The following is a 15,477-nucleotide window of genomic DNA, read 5'->3' as shown; positions in this document are numbered from 1 at the left end:
TCTTTTGCCGCGCCTGGGGCAGCCGTGCTTACTGGCGCACCGGGCGCTTCGCGAGCTTGCGCTGCAGCGTGCGGCGGTGCATGTTGAGCGCGCGCGCCGTGGCCGAGATGTTGCCGTTGTGCTCGGCCAGCACGCGCTGGATGTGCTCCCATTCGAGGCGCGCGACCGAGAGCGGCGCCGGGTGCTCGATAGCCTCTTCGGCCTGCATGGCGCTCGCATCGCTTTGGAGTGCCGAGAGAATCATCTCGACGTTGGCGGGCTTGGCCAGATAGTTGTCCGCGCCGTCCTTCACGGCCTGCACCGCCGTGGCGATGCTCGCGTAGCCCGTGAGCACGAGCATGCGTGCGTCCGGCTGCAGTTCGCGCAGCGGCGCGATGAGCGACAGGCCTGAGTCGTTGCCGAGATGCAGGTCCACGGTGATCTGCGAGAACTTCTGCTGGTTGGCGAAGCGAATCGCCTCTTCCGCATTGTGTGCCTGCTTCACCTCGAAGCCGCGCCGCGTGAGGCCGCGCGTGAGGATGTCGGAGAACACTTCGTCGTCGTCGATGACCAGAAAACTCATATCGCTCATGCCTAATTCTCCGTGTTGTTACGCGGCGTCGGGCCGGGTCGGCCCCTCGCCTGATCCAATCTCCGAACCCGCGGGCGCGGCGCCCTCGCGCGCCGCCGCTGAGTTCGCCTGACCCGCCTTGACCGGCTTCGCCGGCAGGCGCAGCACCGCACGGGTGCCGCGCGGTCGGCGCGTGCGCATGCCGCTGCCCGTGACGGCGCCGGCCGACGTCTCGTCATCCGCACCGCTTACCTCGCCCGACGCGCTGCCGGGCGGCGTGACGTCGTTGAGCTCGATCGAGCCGCCAAGGCGCGCCGCCGACGAAAACGCCAGATACAGCCCGACGCCGTGGCCGCCCTGGGTGCTGTCCACGGGCGCGGCGCCCAGCGAGGCGCGCAGCGACGACGGAATGCCGGGCCCCGCATCGCAAACTTCGAAATCGACGTAGCCGGCTCGCGCGGCCGCATAGGCGCGCAGCGTCACGAAATCGCGGCTGGCGCGCGCGGCGTTGTCGAGCAGGATGGTGAGGATCTGGCCAACGGCGACGGTGTCGTCGAGGGCGAAGTCGCCCGGTCCATTGTCGAGGAGTTCGAACTTCACGTGCGGATGACGCAGGCGCCATTGCTCGACGAACGGCCCGAGCCATTCGCTCACGAGCTGGCGCGCGCCGGTGGACGACGCACGGCTCCTCAGCCGTGCGAGCGCCGAGGTGCAAAGCGAGATCTGCTTGTCGAGCAGCTCGAGGTCGGCGGCATACGGTTCGAGGCCCTTGTCCGTGCGCGCGACGTCGCGCAGTTCCTCGGTGAGCATGGCGATGGTCGAGAGCGGCGTGCCGATCTCGTGCGCCACGGTGGCGGCCTGCACGCCCAGCGCCACGGCGCGCTCGTCGCGCAGCAGGCGCTGCTGCGCGTCGCCGAGCGCGGTGTCGCGCTGGCGCAGCGCGCGCGACATACGCGCGACGAACCACACGATCAGGCACACGCTCACCATGAAGTTCACCCACATGCCCGCGCGATAGTAGTCGAACAGGTTGGCGGGATTGTCGAGATTGAGCGGCACGTTGTCGAAGCCGAGCAGCACGTAGCAGGCCACCGCGAAGGCCGCGAGCCAGGCAGTGAGATACCACGGCAGCACGGCGGCCGCGATGGCGAGCGAGGGCAGGTAGAGCGAGACGAACGGATTGGTCGTGCCGCCGGAAAGAAAGAGCAGCGCGGAAAGCGCGCCTAGATCGACCCAGAGCTGGCCGAACAGTTCGAGATTCGACTCGGGACGATCCTGCGTGACGCGCAGCCAGGTCACGCCGTTGAACGCCACTTCCATGGCGATCACGAACAGCATGGCGGGTAGCGGCAACTGCACGCCGATGAAGAGTTGCACGAACGCGATCGTACAGAGCTGGCCGATGATGGCGAGACTGCGCAGCCAGAACAGATGGCTGAGATTGACGCGAGCACTGACGGTTATGCGATGCATGCTGTCAGTTTACCGGTTAAGACTTATCTGATTCATCATCTTGAAAGGGTTTGCTTCAATCTATGTCATCCGCCGACCACTTTTGCTTCGGCGCTTTCTGACAAGCCAGACGGAACAATGCAAGCCTCGCCCCCTGACGTACTCCACACCGTGCGCAATCTCTTTCTCGATTTCATCGACGCTGCGGCGGCCAGTGGAACCGGCAAGGCGACCGATGCGTCCGCACACGAATTGCTGGCCGCCACGCGCGCCGCGCTGAGCGGCCTCGACGACGACGCGCTCATGCGCATCGCCGCTCGCGCACAGGACAGCGCCCGCGCGCAAGAAGCCGTACGCCTGAGCGCCGCGATCGCCCGGCTCGCTCCGGAGCGGGCCGCCGCGCGGTTCGCAGCAGGCCTCGCGCTGCAGTTTGCAAACCGTCATGCCGAAGCGGTAGAACCTTACCGCCACGCGCTGGGAATCGCGCGTACGTTTCCAAATCTGCGCAACAATCTTGCAACAGCTTTGATGCAGATCAATTTTGGAGACCGCGAGATTCTGTCGCTGCTCGAAGAAACGGTCGCCGAAGAGCCCGCCAACGTCAACGCCTGGATCAACCTGGCGCGCGTGTTCCCAACCGATACCGACGCGGCGCGTCCACTCCACGCCAGTCGCCGCGCGCTCGAACTCGCGCCGCAAAGCCCGCTCGCCCTGAACAACCATGCGATGGCCTGCAAGGAAGCGCAGCAGTGGGACGAGGTCGAACGCGCCGCGCGCGCCGCCTGCCAGTATGCGCCCAACGACGCGTCGCTACGCTCGAACCTGTCGATGACCCTGCTTCTGCGCGGCAACTATGCCGAAGGCTGGCCCGGACACGAGACGCGCTGGCAGGGGTCGAGTGAGCTGGCCATGGGCCGCCCGCTGTTCCCGAAGCCCGAGTGGCGAGGCGAGCCGCTCGCGGGCCGCACCTTGCTGGTCTGGGGCGAACAGGGCATGGGCGACCTGCTGCAATTCTGCCGCTACGTGCCCCTGCTCGCCGAACGCGTGCATCGCGAAGGCGGCCGGCTCGTCTGGAATTCGTTTCCGCAGATGGGCGCGCTGCTCGCACGAAGCCTGGGCCGCCATTGCGATCTGTACTGCGCGGGCGGCCCCGTCGAAAACCTGCCGCCCTACGATTGCGAAGTCTCGCTGTTGAGCCTGCCGCTCATCTTCGGCACTGAGGAAGCGACGATCCCGGGCCCCACCGGTTATCTCAAGGCCGATCCCGCGGCGGCGGCGCGCTGGCGCGAACGCCTTGCGGGCGAACCGCGCCTGAAGGTCGGGCTCGCGTGGACGGGCAGCCTCACGCACAAACGCAATCCGTTTCGTCGCGTCGGGCTCGAACGGTATGCCCGGCATTTCGGCGGCATCGAGGGCGTGGCGTTCTATTCGCTGCAGCCCGGCGCACAGCAGGACATCGCCGCGGCGCGCGCAGCGGGCTTCGAGGTGACCGACTTCAGCGCCCAGTGGAAGACCTTCGACGACACCGCCGCGTTCGTCGACGCGCTCGACCTGGTGATTTCCGTGTGCACGTCGAGCGCACACCTTGCGGGCGCGCTCGGCAAGCGCGCCTGGGTGCTGCTGGACGTGAATCCGCATTGGGTCTGGCTGCTGGATCGGCGCGACAGTCCGTGGTATCCGAATACCCGGCTGTACCGTCAGAAGGCGTTCAGACAGTGGGAGCCCGTGCTCGACGAGGTGAGCGCCGATCTCGCGGCGCTCGCGCACGGCGCGCAACGCAACGCGCAACTCGGCGCGCCATTCATGGCATAACGCTTCTGCCCTTCGGCGCGGCGCCCGCTGCCGGCGCCGCCGCCGCCGCGAGGCATTCGGGGCAGAGGCAGCGCCCGCGCGGGTCCAGCTCGCTCGCGGGCAAGGCGGGCAGCGACTTGCACCAGCAATCGAAGGGTTCGGTGTTCCTGCCGCAATCGAAGCTGTTGCCGCAGCGCGGGCAGCGGGCGCTTTTCATGCCGGTGGCGGGCACGGCGGAGGCGGTCATGGCGCGCACTCCTCTCGAAGCCATGGGTTGGCGACAGGAAGATGATGCCACAGCCCGCGCGCGGGTCCTGCGCCTCGCTTGTCACGCCCGCGTTTCCCTGCCGATTTCGCCCCGTTTTGCGGCGCCGCCGATACGCTCGCGCCCGTGTTGCGCATGTGCCTCGGGAAGCGCCCGATGCGCGTCGTTTTCCCCGCCGTTTTCCCTGCTGCACCGCGCCAGTCCTGTACAATCCGGCCTGTTTCGACCGTTTTGCGGCCGCGTTCTTCGTCCGCGGATTTTCGTCCGCGAGTTTCGTCTGTTTTTCGTCCAAGTCTCCGCCGCCATGTCCGAGCCCATCGACCTTTCGCAGATCGCCCCCACCCTGAAAGCCGAAATTCTGGCCGAAGCGCTGCCTTACATTCGCCAGTATCACGGCAAGACCGTCGTCATCAAGTACGGCGGCAACGCCATGACCGAAGAGCGGCTCAAGCAGGGCTTCGCGCGCGACGTCATCCTGCTCAAGCTCGTGGGCATCAATCCGGTCATCGTGCACGGCGGCGGCCCGCAGATCGACACGGCGCTCAAGAAGATCGGCAAGCAAGGCACGTTCATCCAGGGCATGCGCGTGACCGACGAAGAAACCATGGAAGTCGTCGAGTGGGTGCTCGGCGGCGAAGTGCAGCAGGACATCGTCACGCTCATCAACCACTTCGGCGGCCACGCGGTCGGCCTGACCGGCAAGGACGGCGGCCTGATCCACGCCCGCAAGCTGATGATGCCGGACCGCGACAACCCCGGTCAGTACGTCGACATCGGCCAGGTGGGCGAAGTCGAGGCGATCAACCCGGCGGTCGTGAAGGCGCTCCAGGACGACGCGTTCATTCCAGTGATCTCGCCGATCGGCTTCGGCGAAGACGGCCTCTCGTACAACATCAACGCGGACCTCGTGGCGGGCAAGCTCGCCGTGGTGCTCAACGCCGAAAAGCTCGTGATGATGACGAACATCCCGGGCGTGATGGACAAGGCAGGCAATCTGCTCACCGACCTCTCGGCGCGCGAAATCGACGCGCTCTTCGAAGACGGCACGATCTCGGGCGGCATGCTGCCGAAGATCTCGTCGGCGCTCGACGCGGCCAAGAGCGGCGTGCGCTCGGTGCACATCATCGACGGCCGCATCGAGCACTCCGTGCTGCTGGAAATCCTGACCGAACAGCCGTTCGGCACGATGATCCGCTCGCACTAAGCTCCTTGCTCCCGGCGGCGGCGCCGTGCCGCCGCCGCGTCTCACGTCCGCGATGACCGACTCCAGCCTTCATGCCAGGCGTGCCCGGCGCCGGCCGCGCCGCGTCGCCCGTACAGCGGGCGCCCCCACCTCGCGCGGCCCCGTCTGGCTCTTCGATCTCGACAACACGCTGCACAATGCGTCGCGCGCAATCTTCCCGGCCATCAACGCCGGCATGACGCAGTACATCGTCGACGCGCTCGGCGTGAGCCGCGACGAAGCCAATCACCTGCGCACGAGCTACACGCGCCGCTACGGCGCGACGCTGCTCGGCCTCACGCGCCATCATCCGATCGACCCGCACGACTTCCTCAAGGTCGTGCACACCTTCGACGACCTGCACGGCATGCTGCACGCCGAGCGCGGCCTCGCCCGCACGCTCGCCGCGCTGCCCGGGCGCAAGATCGTGCTCACCAACGGCCCCGAGGACTACGCGCACGCGGTGCTCGCGGCGCTCGGCATCGAGCGGCTGTTCGAACGTGTGATCGCCATCGAAGGCATGCGCTCGCGCAGCCACTGGCGCGCCAAGCCCGACTGCGCGATGCTGCGCGGCACGCTGCGCCGGGCGGGCGTGGCGCTCGCCGATGCGATCCTGATCGAAGACACACGCAGCCATCTCAAGCGCTACCGGCGCCTCGGCATCCGCACCGTCTGGATCACCGGGCATTTGCCCCCGCACTTGCCGGGTACCGGCAGGCCGCACTATGTCGATCGTCGCATTCGTTCGCTAAAATCCCTGAAACCAGGCCTGCAGTCGGGACGCTCGAAGTAAAACGGGGGAGCGCCAACCCAGAGGCCAACGCCAGGGACGATATCCATGCAGCCGACAGAAACGCGTGAAGCAGTCGAAGCAGCAGAATCGCCGGGCGCGGCCCGCCGCGCCCCCCGCCCGAAACCGGGCGAACGCCGTATCCACATTCTCCAGACGCTCGCCACCATGCTCGAGGCGCCGCGCGGCGAGAAAATCACCACCGCGGCATTGGCCGCGCGCCTGGGGGTTTCCGAGGCCGCGCTGTATCGCCATTTCGCGAGCAAGGCCCAGATGTACGAGGGCCTGATCGATTTCATCGAGCAGACGCTCTTCGGGCTCATCAACCAGATCGTCGAAAAAGAGCCGAGCGGCGTCCTGCAGGCGCGTGCGATCGCGCTGATGCTCGTCAACTTTTCCACACGCAACGCCGGCATGACCCGCGTGCTGACCTGCGAAGCGCTCGTGGGCGAGCACGAGCGGCTCGCCGAGCGCGTGAACCAGATGCTCGATCGCGTCGAGGCGTCGCTGCGCCAGTGCCTGCGCGTCGACCTCGCGCAGGAGGCCGAGCGCAAGGCAATTTCGGGGTCTGACCATGTCAACGCGAAGCCGGCCGCCAAGGGATACGATCCAACGGTCCGGGCGAATCTGGTCGTGCGCTATGTGATCGGTTGCTGGCATCGCTATGCGCAAAGCGGCTTCACTCGTTCACCGAGCGAGCACGCCGACGAGCAGATCCGCATCATTCTTCAATAGCGCGGCCGCGGCGGCGTTGTTCCGTGGCGGTGGCTCGCGTCGCTACCAGGAGAACCGTCGCATGAACCGTCCCGTTCCGCCCCTCGGCCTGCCGCCCATCCTGATGGGCCTCTCCGCCCATTGGGGCTGGCTCATTGCCCGAGGCATCGCCGCCATCGTCTTCGGCGTGCTCGCCTTCTCGCTGCCCGGTCTCACCGTGCTCACGCTCGCCATCGTCTGGGGCGCCTACGCCCTTGTCGACGGTGCGTTCGCGCTGATCTACGGCGCGCGCGGCGGCGGCACGCGGCGCTGGACCTACGTCATCATCGGTCTGATCGGCGTGATCGCGGGCCTCGTGGCGTTCTTCTGGCCCGGCGAGACCGCCATCGTCCTCGTCATGATCATCGGCGTGTGGGCGTTCTTCACGGGCATCTTCGAGATCGTCTATGCGATCCAGTACCGGCACGCCATCGCGCATCCGTGGGCGGTCGGGATTTCGGGGCTGCTCTCGGCCACGGTGGGCTTTTTCTTCGCGATGTTCCCCGGCGCGGGCGCGCTCTCGCTGATCTGGGTGATCGCCGCCTATGCGGTCCTCTACGGCCTCCTGATGATCATCGCGGCCTTGCAACTGCGGCGCTGGCGCAACGCGCATCCGTCCGCGCCCAGGAAGTGATAAGGCTTCGCGGCCTCGCGCGGTGCGCGGGCACGTGAAGCGGCGGCGCCAAGGCGCCGGGCGGCAGCGCGCCGCCCGGGCCGCCTTTCCCGTGCGCCGCGTCGCTTTGCACTTTTTCCGATATACTCTGCGTTCCTTTTGCAATACCCACGCGCCGATTTGCTGACTCGATTGCGGGCGCGTGAACTCCCAGGGCCTGGGCCCCGGAGTTCGATATAAATGCGGCTAAAGAGGTCGTCAGCTGCGCCAATCCTTTCGCACTCCGCGCCCGCCGACACCGTTTAGCCGCCCGAAAAACCAAGGCGGAACGAATGGAATCGATCGGCATCGTCGCTCCTCAAACACTGCATTTCGACGAGCCTCTGCAACTGCAGAACGGCACGGCGCTGGCCGGGTACGACCTCGTGGTCGAAACCTACGGCACGCTCAACGCCGCACGCAGCAACGCGGTGCTCGTCTGTCACGCGCTCAATGCGTCGCACCACGTGGCGGGCGTCTACGCGGACGACCCCAAAAACGTGGGCTGGTGGGACAACATGGTCGGCCCGGGCAAGCCGCTCGACACCAACCGCTTCTTCGTGATCGGCGTGAACAATCTCGGCTCGTGCTTCGGCTCGACCGGCCCGATGAGCCTCGACCCGGCCACCGGCCAGCCTTATGGCGCGAAGTTTCCGGTCGTGACGGTCGAGGACTGGGTGGACGCCCAGGCGCGCGTGGCCGATCGCTTCGGCATCGAGAAGTTCGCCGCGGTGATGGGCGGCAGCCTTGGCGGCATGCAAGCGCTTGCATGGAGCCTGCGCTATCCCGATCGCATCGGCCACTGCATCGTGGTCGCCTCCACGCCCAAGCTGTCGGCGCAGAACATCGCGTTCAACGAGGTCGCGCGCTCGGCCATCCTCTCGGACCCCGACTTCCATGGCGGCGACTATTACGCCCACAACGTGAAGCCGCGCCGCGGCCTGCGCGTGGCGCGCATGATCGGCCACATCACCTATCTGTCCGACGACGACATGGCCGAGAAATTCGGCCGGGCGCTGCGCCGTGCGGAAGGTGCCGAGAACGCCTACAACTTCAACTTCGACGTGGAATTCGAAGTGGAGTCGTACCTGCGCTATCAGGGCGACAAGTTCGCCGACTACTTCGACGCCAACACCTACCTGCTGATCACGCGCGCGCTCGATTACTTCGACCCCGCCAAGGCGTATGACGGCGACCTCACGCGCGCACTGGCGCACACGAAGGCGAAATACCTCGTGGCGAGCTTCGCGACCGACTGGCGTTTCGCGCCCGCGCGCTCGCGCGAACTCGTGAAGGCGCTGCTCGATCACAAGCGCCAGGTGACCTACGCGGAAATCGACGCGCCGCACGGCCACGACGCCTTCCTGCTCGACGACGCGCGCTATCACAATGTGGTGCGCGCTTACTACGAACGTATTGCTGCTGAGGTGGGCGCATGAACCAGAGCGCTTTCGACAGTCTTTCCGCCCGTCCCGACTTTCGCACCATCGCGCGCTGGATCGAACCGCGCGCGAAGGTGCTCGACCTCGGCTGCGGCGACGGCTCGCTGCTCTCGCTGCTCACCGAAGAGCTGGAATGCACGGGCTACGGCATCGAGATCAACGACGCGGGCGTGCTCGCTTCGGTGAAGAACGGCATCAACGTGATCCAGCAGAATCTGGAGGACGGCCTGCGCCTGTTCGAGGACGCGAGCTTCGACTTCGCGATCCTCTCGCAAACGCTGCAGACCATTCACCAGACGGCCGCCATCCTGCGCGAGACGGCGCGCGTGGGCAAGGAGTGCATCGTCTCGTTCCCGAACTTCGGCTACTGGCCGCACCGGCTTTCGGTACTCCGCGGCCGCATGCCGGTTTCGAAGTCGCTGCCCTATCAGTGGCATAACACGCCGAACGTACGTGTTCTCACGGTGAAGGACTTCGAGGCGCTCGCGCCCGAGGTGGGCGTCGAAATTCTCGACCGCGCCGTGCTCCATGGGGGTCAGACCGTTCGTTGGGGTGTGAACTGGCGTGGTAGTCTTGCGGTCTATCGCGTGAGAAAAAAATGACGCCGTGCGCGGCGTCGCGTGTTTTTCTGCCCGACCGGTTCACCTGGAACCGCACCCAACACCGCCGCCGCTAACGACGACATGCAGAATCCGCCCCACGAGGCACCCGCTCTTACCGCTCACGAATCCCACCCCGGCTGGCGTGCGTATCTGAATACGCACATGCTGATCTGCGTGTTCCTCGGCTTTACCTCCGGGCTGCCGCTGTTCACGCTCGTCTATCTGGTGCAGGCGTGGCTGCGCTCGGAGGGCGTCAATCTCAAGGAGATCGGCCTCTTCGCGCTGATCCAGTTCCCCTACACCTGGAAGTTCGTCTGGGCGCCGCTCATGGACCGCTACGTGCCGCGCCTGCCCGGCTGGCGCCCGGGGCGGCGGCGCGGCTGGATGCTCGTCACGCAGATTCTCGTGGCGCTCGCCATCGGCACGCTCGGCTACGTTTCGCCGAAAGATTCGATCTGGACTGTAGCCGCGCTCACCGCGCTGGTGGCGTTCTTCGGCGCGAGCCAGGACATCTCCATCGACGCCTACCGGCGCGAACTGCTCACCGACACACAGCAGGGCCTCGGCAACGCCGTGCACGTGAACGCCTACAAGATCGCGGCGCTCGTGCCGGGTTCGCTCGCGCTGATCCTTTCCGATCATCTGCCGTGGAGCACCGTATTCGTCGTGACGGCGGTGTTCATGATTCCCGGCATGGTCATGACGCTCGTCGTGAAAGAGCCCGAAGTGCACGGCGCGCCGCCCAGGAACCTGCGCGAAGCGATCGTGCAGCCGTTCGCCGAATTCGTGCGCCGCGACGGTCTCGCCGCGGCACTGTTTGTGCTCGCCTTCATCTTTCTCTACAAACTCGGCGACACGATGGCGACCACCCTGTCCACATCGTTCTTCCTCGACATCGGCTATTCGCGCACCGAGATCGGCGTGATCGCCAAGATGACGGCATTCGGCGCGAGCCTCGCGGGCGGCATTATCGGCGGCGTGGCGCTCGTGAAGATCGGCATTGGGCGCGGGCTGTGGATCTTCGGCTTCCTGCAAATGATTTCTACTCTGGGTTTTGCGTGGCTCGCGCAGCTCGGCGCCGGATCGCCCTCGCTCGCCGCCATCTACGATGCCGTGCTCGCCGTGAGCCATGCGGTTGCGTGGGCCGCGGGGCTCTTCGGCGCCAGCGTGCAGTTCACGCTCGATCCGCGCGCTGTTGCGCTCGCGCTCGTGTACGGCTTCGAGACCTTCGCAACGGGACTCACGCTCGCTGCGTTCACTGCCTATATTGCAAGCACGACCGATCCGCGCTACACCGCCACGCAGTTCGCACTCTTTACGAGCCTCGCCTCCGTGCCGCGCACGCTGGCCTCCGCCGCGAGCGGCTACGTCGTCGCGAAGATCGGCTGGTTCGACTATTTCATCGTCTGCACGGTGCTCGCGGTACCGGGTATGCTCCTGCTCATTCGTATTGCCCCGTGGAGAGTCCGGTCGTGAGCACGCATGAGACCGTCGCGCAAAGCCCGCGTGCGCCGCTGCGCAGCGGCGAGCGCGCTCGCGCGCTCGTGCTGGCGCTCGCCGCCGTCTTGCCGGGTCTTTGCACATGGAATGCCTGGGGTGCCGAAAACCCGGCCGCCACGAGCGCCCCGGCGAGCGTGCCGGCCAACCCTGCCACGCCGCCAGCAGGCAGCGCCGCGGGTGCAGGCAATGCCGCAACGAACCCGACGAACGGCGCGGCGAACAGCGCGAACGGCGCAGCAAACAGCGGCGCGAATGCAAGCGTCGCGCCGGGCAGCGTCGCCCCCGGCGCGCCGAACACGGGCCGTGTGGTGCGCTTTGGCAACGCCGCCGTGTACCGCAACCTGATTCCCTCGCCGATGCTCGAAGCGCAGGCCACGGCCGAGTTCAACGAGATCGTGCGCGGCGCGGCCCATTCGAACCGCCTTTATGCCGAAAGCGATCCGCACGTGCAGCGCGTGCGGGCTTTCGTCGACCGGCTCGCGCCTTACTCGCAGAAGTGGAGCGATCGCGTCAAGAACTGGAAGTGGGAAGTGGCGGTGATCCGCTCGAACGACATCCGCATGTACGCGCTGCCGGGCGGCAAGATCGTCGTGTATGGCGGCCTGCTCGATCGCGTGAAGCTCAACGACAACGAGTTCGGCATGCTGCTCGGCCACGAGATCGCGCATGCTGTGCGCGAGCACGTGCGCGAGCGCCTGGGCGAACAACAGGCCGCGCAGATCGAATCGGGCTCGGTGCCGCAGCTATTCGGGCTCGCGGATCTCGGCGTGTTTCCGCTCGGCATCGGCTCGCAGCTCGTGGAGATGCACTACGGCCGCGCCGACGAAACCGAGGCCGACGTGATCGGCAGCGATATCGCTTCGCGCGCGGGCTTCGATCCGCGCGCGGCGCTCACGCTGTGGGACAAGCTCGCGGTGGCCACGCGCGCCGACCGCGATCAGGGCTTCATCTACGTGCACCCGTACACGCCGGCGCGGCGCGCCGATATCGCCAAGCGCCTCGCCGACATGATGCCGCTCTACGCCAAGGCCATCGGCAAGCCGCTCGCCGAGTTGCCCGACTACGAGGGCATCCCGGCCGTGCAAAAGCGCAAGGTGGTATCGGCGCCCTGAAAGCGGTTTCACAGCGCGCCGCGGTGAGCGTCAGCTCTTGACCTTGTAGTCGTAGTCGATGGTCAGCGGCGCGTGGTCGCTGAACTTGATGTCCTTGAAGATCGAGGTCTTCTTCGCCTTGTGCGCAATGCCGGGCGTCGCGATCTGATAGTCGATACGCCACCCCACGTTCTTCGCATACGCCTGGCCGCGGTTGCTCCACCACGTGTATTGCTCGGGGCGCGCGTCGAGCGTGCGGAACACGTCCACGTAGCCCACGTCGTCGAACAGGCTCGTGAGCCATGCGCGCTCTTCGGGCAGGCAGCCGGAGTTCTTCTGGTTGCCCTTCCAGTTCTTGATGTCGATTTCCTTGTGGACGATGTTCACGTCGCCGCACAGGATCACTTCGCGCTCACGCTTGAGTTCCGCGAGATGCGGCATGAATTCGTCCATGAAGCGGTACTTGGCGGCCTGACGCTCTTCGCCGCTCGAGCCCGAAGGCACGTACACGGAGATCACCGAAAGCTTGCCGAAGCGCGTTTCCACATAGCGCCCTTCCGGGTCGAACTCCTCGCTGCCAAAGCCGATGATGACGTCGTCGGGCTCGTGGCGCGAATAGACGCCCGCGCCGCTATAGCCCTTCTTGACCGCATGCTGGAAGTAGCCCGTGAAGTCGTGCGGGGCGAGGAATTCGGGCGTCATGTCGTCCTGCGAGCACTTGATTTCCTGCACGCAGAGCACGTCGGCCTTCTGTTCGCCGAACCATTCGAAAAAGCCCTTCTTCGCCGCCGAGCGGATGCCGTTCAGATTCGCGGTGATCACACGCAACATGTCTTCTTTCCTCTTGATTGTGCGTTGCCTCGCACGGCGCGCCGAACCGGAACTGCGCCGCGCCGCGCGAGGGAATACGGTCGGTCTCAGTCGATCTTGAGACCCTTGAGTTCGGCCTTGGCCGGCGGAAATTCGAGCTTCAGACTTTCCATCAGGCGCAGCAGCAGTTCGGCCACCATGAGGTTGCGGTGCGACTTCGAGTTCGCGGGGATCACGTACCACGGCGCGTATTCCGTGGAGGTGGCCGCGAGCGCGTCGTGGTATGCGGCCTGATAGGCGTCCCAATGCTTGCGCGCTTCGAGATCGGATACGTCGAATTTCCAGTGCTTGGTGGGGTCGTCGATGCGCGCCTGGATGCGGCTGCGCTGCTCGTCCTTCGAGATGTGCAGCATGCACTTGATGATCGACGTGCCGCTCTCGGCGAGCAGCGCCTCGAAATGGCGAATCTGCCGGTAGCGGCGCTCGCACTCGGCCGGGTCGATCTGGCCGATCACGCGCGGCACGAGCACGTCTTCGTAGTGGCTGCGGTTGAAGATCGCCAGCTCACCCGCCGCGGGCACCTGCAGGTGCACGCGCCAGAGAAAGTCGCGCGCGGCCTCGATGGGCGTCGGCGCGCGAAACGGCACGATGCGCAGGCCGAGCGGATCGACCTCGTGAAACACGCCGCGGATCGTGCCGTCCTTGCCGCTCGTGTCCATGCCCTGCAACACGAGCAGCACGCGCTGATGGCGCTGCGAATGCAGACGCTCCTGCAACACGTCGAGCTTGTTGCCGATCTCGGCGAGCCGGTCGCGGTCGGCGTCCTTGCTGCCGGTCGAGAACGGTTTCACGGCGGGGTCGAGCGCATTGAGCGAGAACGTCTCCGTCTTCTTGTCGCTGAAGTACGGCACGCGGTAATCGTCGAGACTCGGGACCTTGGACATGTGTTGTTCTCCTCTCTCTCGTGAATACAGATGGCTTCACGCCATTGCGCCCGCCTGAAGCGGCAAGGCGGCGCCGCACTGCTACGCACGACGCCGCCTCGCAAGCATGCCCGAATCCGGCCGGCTCAAGTCAAACTCAGCCCAGCTTCTTCTTCAGCAGCTCGTTGACCTGCTGCGGGTTCGCCTTGCCCTTCGTAGCCTTCATGGCCTGGCCGATCAGCGCGTTGAACGCCTTTTCCTTGCCGGCGCGGAATTCTTCCACCGACTTCTGGTTCGCGGCGAGCACCTCGTCGATGATCGCTTCGAGCGCGCCGGTGTCCGAGATCTGCTTGAGGCCCTTCGCTTCGATGATGCGGTCGGCAGCGGCTTCGTCGGCAGCCTTCTCGTCCCACATCGCCTGGAACACTTCCTTGGCAATCTTGTTCGAGATCGTGCCGTCGGCGATACGCGCGAGCAGCACCGCGAACTGCGCGGCCGAGACCGGCGAGTCGGCAATGTCGAGGCCTTCGCGGTTGAGCTGCGACGAGACTTCGCCCATCAGCCAGTTGGCCGCGGCCTTGGCCTGCGCCGCGCCCGCCTTGGCCACCACCGCTTCGAAGTAAGCCGCCATCGCCTTGCTCGAAGTGAGCACGTTCGCGTCATACGGCGTCACGCCGTACTGCTCGACAAAGCGCGTTTGCATCGTCGCGGGCAGCTCGGGCAGTTCGCCCTTCATGCGCTCGACCCACGCAGCATCGATCACGAGCGGCATGAGGTCGGGGTCGGGGAAGTAGCGGTAGTCGTGCGCGTCTTCCTTGCTGCGCATCGAGCGCGTCTCGCGCTTGTCCGGGTCGTAGAGGCGCGTTTCCTGCACCACCGTGCCGCCGTCTTCGATCAGCTCGATCTGGCGGCGCACTTCGTACTGGATCGCCTCTTCGAGAAAGCGGAACGAGTTCAGGTTCTTGATCTCGGCGCGCGTACCGAATTCCTTCTGGCCGACCGGACGCACGGAGACGTTCGCGTCGCAGCGGAACGAGCCTTCCTGCATGTTGCCGTCGCAAATGCCGAGCCACACGACGAGCGTGTGCAGCGACTTCGCGTACGCAACCGCTTCGGCGGCGCTGCGCATTTCGGGTTCCGTGACGATTTCGAGCAGCGGCGTGCCGGCGCGGTTCAGGTCGATGCCCGTCATGCCCGCGAAGTCTTCGTGCAGCGACTTGCCTGCGTCTTCTTCGAGGTGCGCGCGCGTGAGATTGACGGTCTTCTCGTAGGCTTCCTTGCCGGCCTTTTCGTTAGCCGGGACCTGAATGGTGATCTGGCCGCCCTGCACGACCGGAATCTCGTACTGGCTGATCTGATAGCCCTTCGGCAGGTCCGGATAGAAGTAGTTCTTGCGCGCGAAAATGCTGCGCGGCGCAATCGTCGCGTCGATCGCGAGGCCGAACTGGATCGCGCGCTCCACGGCGCCGCGGTTCATCACCGGCAGCACGCCCGGCAGCGCGAGATCGACGGGGCAGGCCTGCGAGTTGGGCGCGGCGCCGAACTGCGTCGATGCGCCCGAGAAGATCTTCGACGCCGTCGACAATTGCGCGTGCGTCTCGAGACCGATAACGACTTCCCACTGTGTTGCCATG

Annotated in this window: 15 protein-coding genes; 9 read left to right on the top strand and 6 right to left on the bottom strand. The window is 66.0% G+C overall.

The window, feature by feature from the left end; all coding sequences use genetic code 11:
- Positions 1–28 precede the first annotated feature (28 nt).
- Together AB4Y35_RS08185 and AB4Y35_RS08180 are read right to left on the bottom strand one after the other, a co-directional pair.
- Positions 29–571, bottom strand: coding sequence for a response regulator transcription factor (locus tag AB4Y35_RS08185; protein ID WP_028203192.1), 543 nt, complete (start codon positions 569–571; stop codon positions 29–31).
- Between the two features lie 18 nt (positions 572–589).
- A complete protein-coding gene (locus AB4Y35_RS08180; RefSeq protein ID WP_368694992.1) occupies positions 590–2,023 on the bottom strand; it encodes an ATP-binding protein in 1,434 nt (477 codons plus the stop codon).
- A 117-nt stretch (positions 2,024–2,140) separates the two neighbouring features.
- Between AB4Y35_RS08180 and AB4Y35_RS08175 the strand changes: the two genes are divergently transcribed.
- Positions 2,141–3,814, top strand: a complete 1,674-nt coding sequence (locus AB4Y35_RS08175) for a hypothetical protein (RefSeq protein ID WP_368704046.1) — start codon at positions 2,141–2,143, stop codon at positions 3,812–3,814.
- Here AB4Y35_RS08175 and AB4Y35_RS08170 read toward each other — a convergent pair.
- Positions 3,804–4,040 (bottom strand): cysteine-rich CWC family protein, encoded by a 237-nt coding sequence (locus tag AB4Y35_RS08170; protein ID WP_368689438.1) that lies wholly within the window; start codon positions 4,038–4,040, stop codon positions 3,804–3,806. The genes AB4Y35_RS08175 and AB4Y35_RS08170 overlap by 11 nt on opposite strands.
- Before the next feature lie 322 nt (positions 4,041–4,362).
- On the opposite strand from AB4Y35_RS08170, the gene argB reads away from it, so the two are divergent.
- The 8 genes from argB to AB4Y35_RS08130 all read left to right on the top strand — a co-directional run bounded on the left by argB (position 4,363) and on the right by AB4Y35_RS08130 (position 12,131).
- Entirely contained in the window at positions 4,363–5,262 is a 900-nt protein-coding gene (gene argB, locus AB4Y35_RS08165; RefSeq protein ID WP_368689439.1) for an acetylglutamate kinase, read from the top strand.
- Positions 5,263–5,314: 52 nt separating this feature from the next.
- On the top strand, positions 5,315–6,073 hold the full coding sequence (locus AB4Y35_RS08160; protein ID WP_368704045.1) for a pyrimidine 5'-nucleotidase: 759 nt from the start codon (positions 5,315–5,317) through the stop codon (positions 6,071–6,073).
- Positions 6,074–6,118: 45 nt separating this feature from the next.
- Positions 6,119–6,805, top strand: coding sequence for a nucleoid occlusion factor SlmA (slmA, locus tag AB4Y35_RS08155; RefSeq protein ID WP_368704044.1), 687 nt, complete (start codon positions 6,119–6,121; stop codon positions 6,803–6,805).
- A gap of 61 nt (positions 6,806–6,866) precedes the next feature.
- The gene (locus AB4Y35_RS08150) at positions 6,867–7,457 is read left to right on the top strand and encodes an HdeD family acid-resistance protein (protein WP_368704043.1); all 591 of its coding nucleotides are present in this window, start codon (positions 6,867–6,869) and stop codon (positions 7,455–7,457) included.
- Positions 7,458–7,768: 311 nt separating this feature from the next.
- The gene (locus AB4Y35_RS08145) at positions 7,769–8,914 is read left to right on the top strand and encodes a homoserine O-acetyltransferase (RefSeq protein WP_368704042.1); all 1,146 of its coding nucleotides are present in this window, start codon (positions 7,769–7,771) and stop codon (positions 8,912–8,914) included.
- Complete coding sequence (gene metW / locus AB4Y35_RS08140; protein ID WP_133188307.1) at positions 8,911–9,519, top strand: methionine biosynthesis protein MetW; 609 nt, start codon at positions 8,911–8,913, stop codon at positions 9,517–9,519. Before AB4Y35_RS08145 ends, metW begins: the two co-directional genes overlap by 4 nt.
- Before the next feature lie 81 nt (positions 9,520–9,600).
- Positions 9,601–10,995, top strand: coding sequence for an AmpG family muropeptide MFS transporter (locus tag AB4Y35_RS08135; RefSeq protein WP_368704041.1), 1,395 nt, complete (start codon positions 9,601–9,603; stop codon positions 10,993–10,995).
- Positions 10,992–12,131: a M48 family metallopeptidase gene (locus tag AB4Y35_RS08130; RefSeq protein ID WP_368704040.1), complete on the top strand. Its 1,140-nt coding sequence runs from the start codon at positions 10,992–10,994 to the stop codon at positions 12,129–12,131. Before AB4Y35_RS08135 ends, AB4Y35_RS08130 begins: the two co-directional genes overlap by 4 nt.
- A gap of 30 nt (positions 12,132–12,161) precedes the next feature.
- On the opposite strand, the gene AB4Y35_RS08125 is transcribed toward AB4Y35_RS08130, so the two are convergent.
- The 3 genes from AB4Y35_RS08125 to gatB all read right to left on the bottom strand — a co-directional run bounded on the left by AB4Y35_RS08125 (position 12,162) and on the right by gatB (position 15,476).
- Positions 12,162–12,941, bottom strand: coding sequence for an exodeoxyribonuclease III (locus AB4Y35_RS08125; RefSeq protein ID WP_324162864.1), 780 nt, complete (start codon positions 12,939–12,941; stop codon positions 12,162–12,164).
- A gap of 86 nt (positions 12,942–13,027) precedes the next feature.
- Positions 13,028–13,864: a PPK2 family polyphosphate kinase gene (locus AB4Y35_RS08120; RefSeq protein WP_368704039.1), complete on the bottom strand. Its 837-nt coding sequence runs from the start codon at positions 13,862–13,864 to the stop codon at positions 13,028–13,030.
- 136 nt (positions 13,865–14,000) lie between these two features.
- Positions 14,001–15,476, bottom strand: a complete 1,476-nt coding sequence (gene gatB, locus AB4Y35_RS08115) for an Asp-tRNA(Asn)/Glu-tRNA(Gln) amidotransferase subunit GatB (RefSeq protein WP_368704038.1) — start codon at positions 15,474–15,476, stop codon at positions 14,001–14,003.
- Position 15,477: the final 1 nt, after the last annotated feature.

This window comes from Paraburkholderia sp. EG286A, assembly GCF_040965375.1.
Taxonomy (GTDB): domain Bacteria; phylum Pseudomonadota; class Gammaproteobacteria; order Burkholderiales; family Burkholderiaceae; genus Paraburkholderia.
The sequence above is the reverse complement of the archived record's forward strand: the minus strand, read 5'-3'. Positions and strand labels throughout refer to the sequence as shown.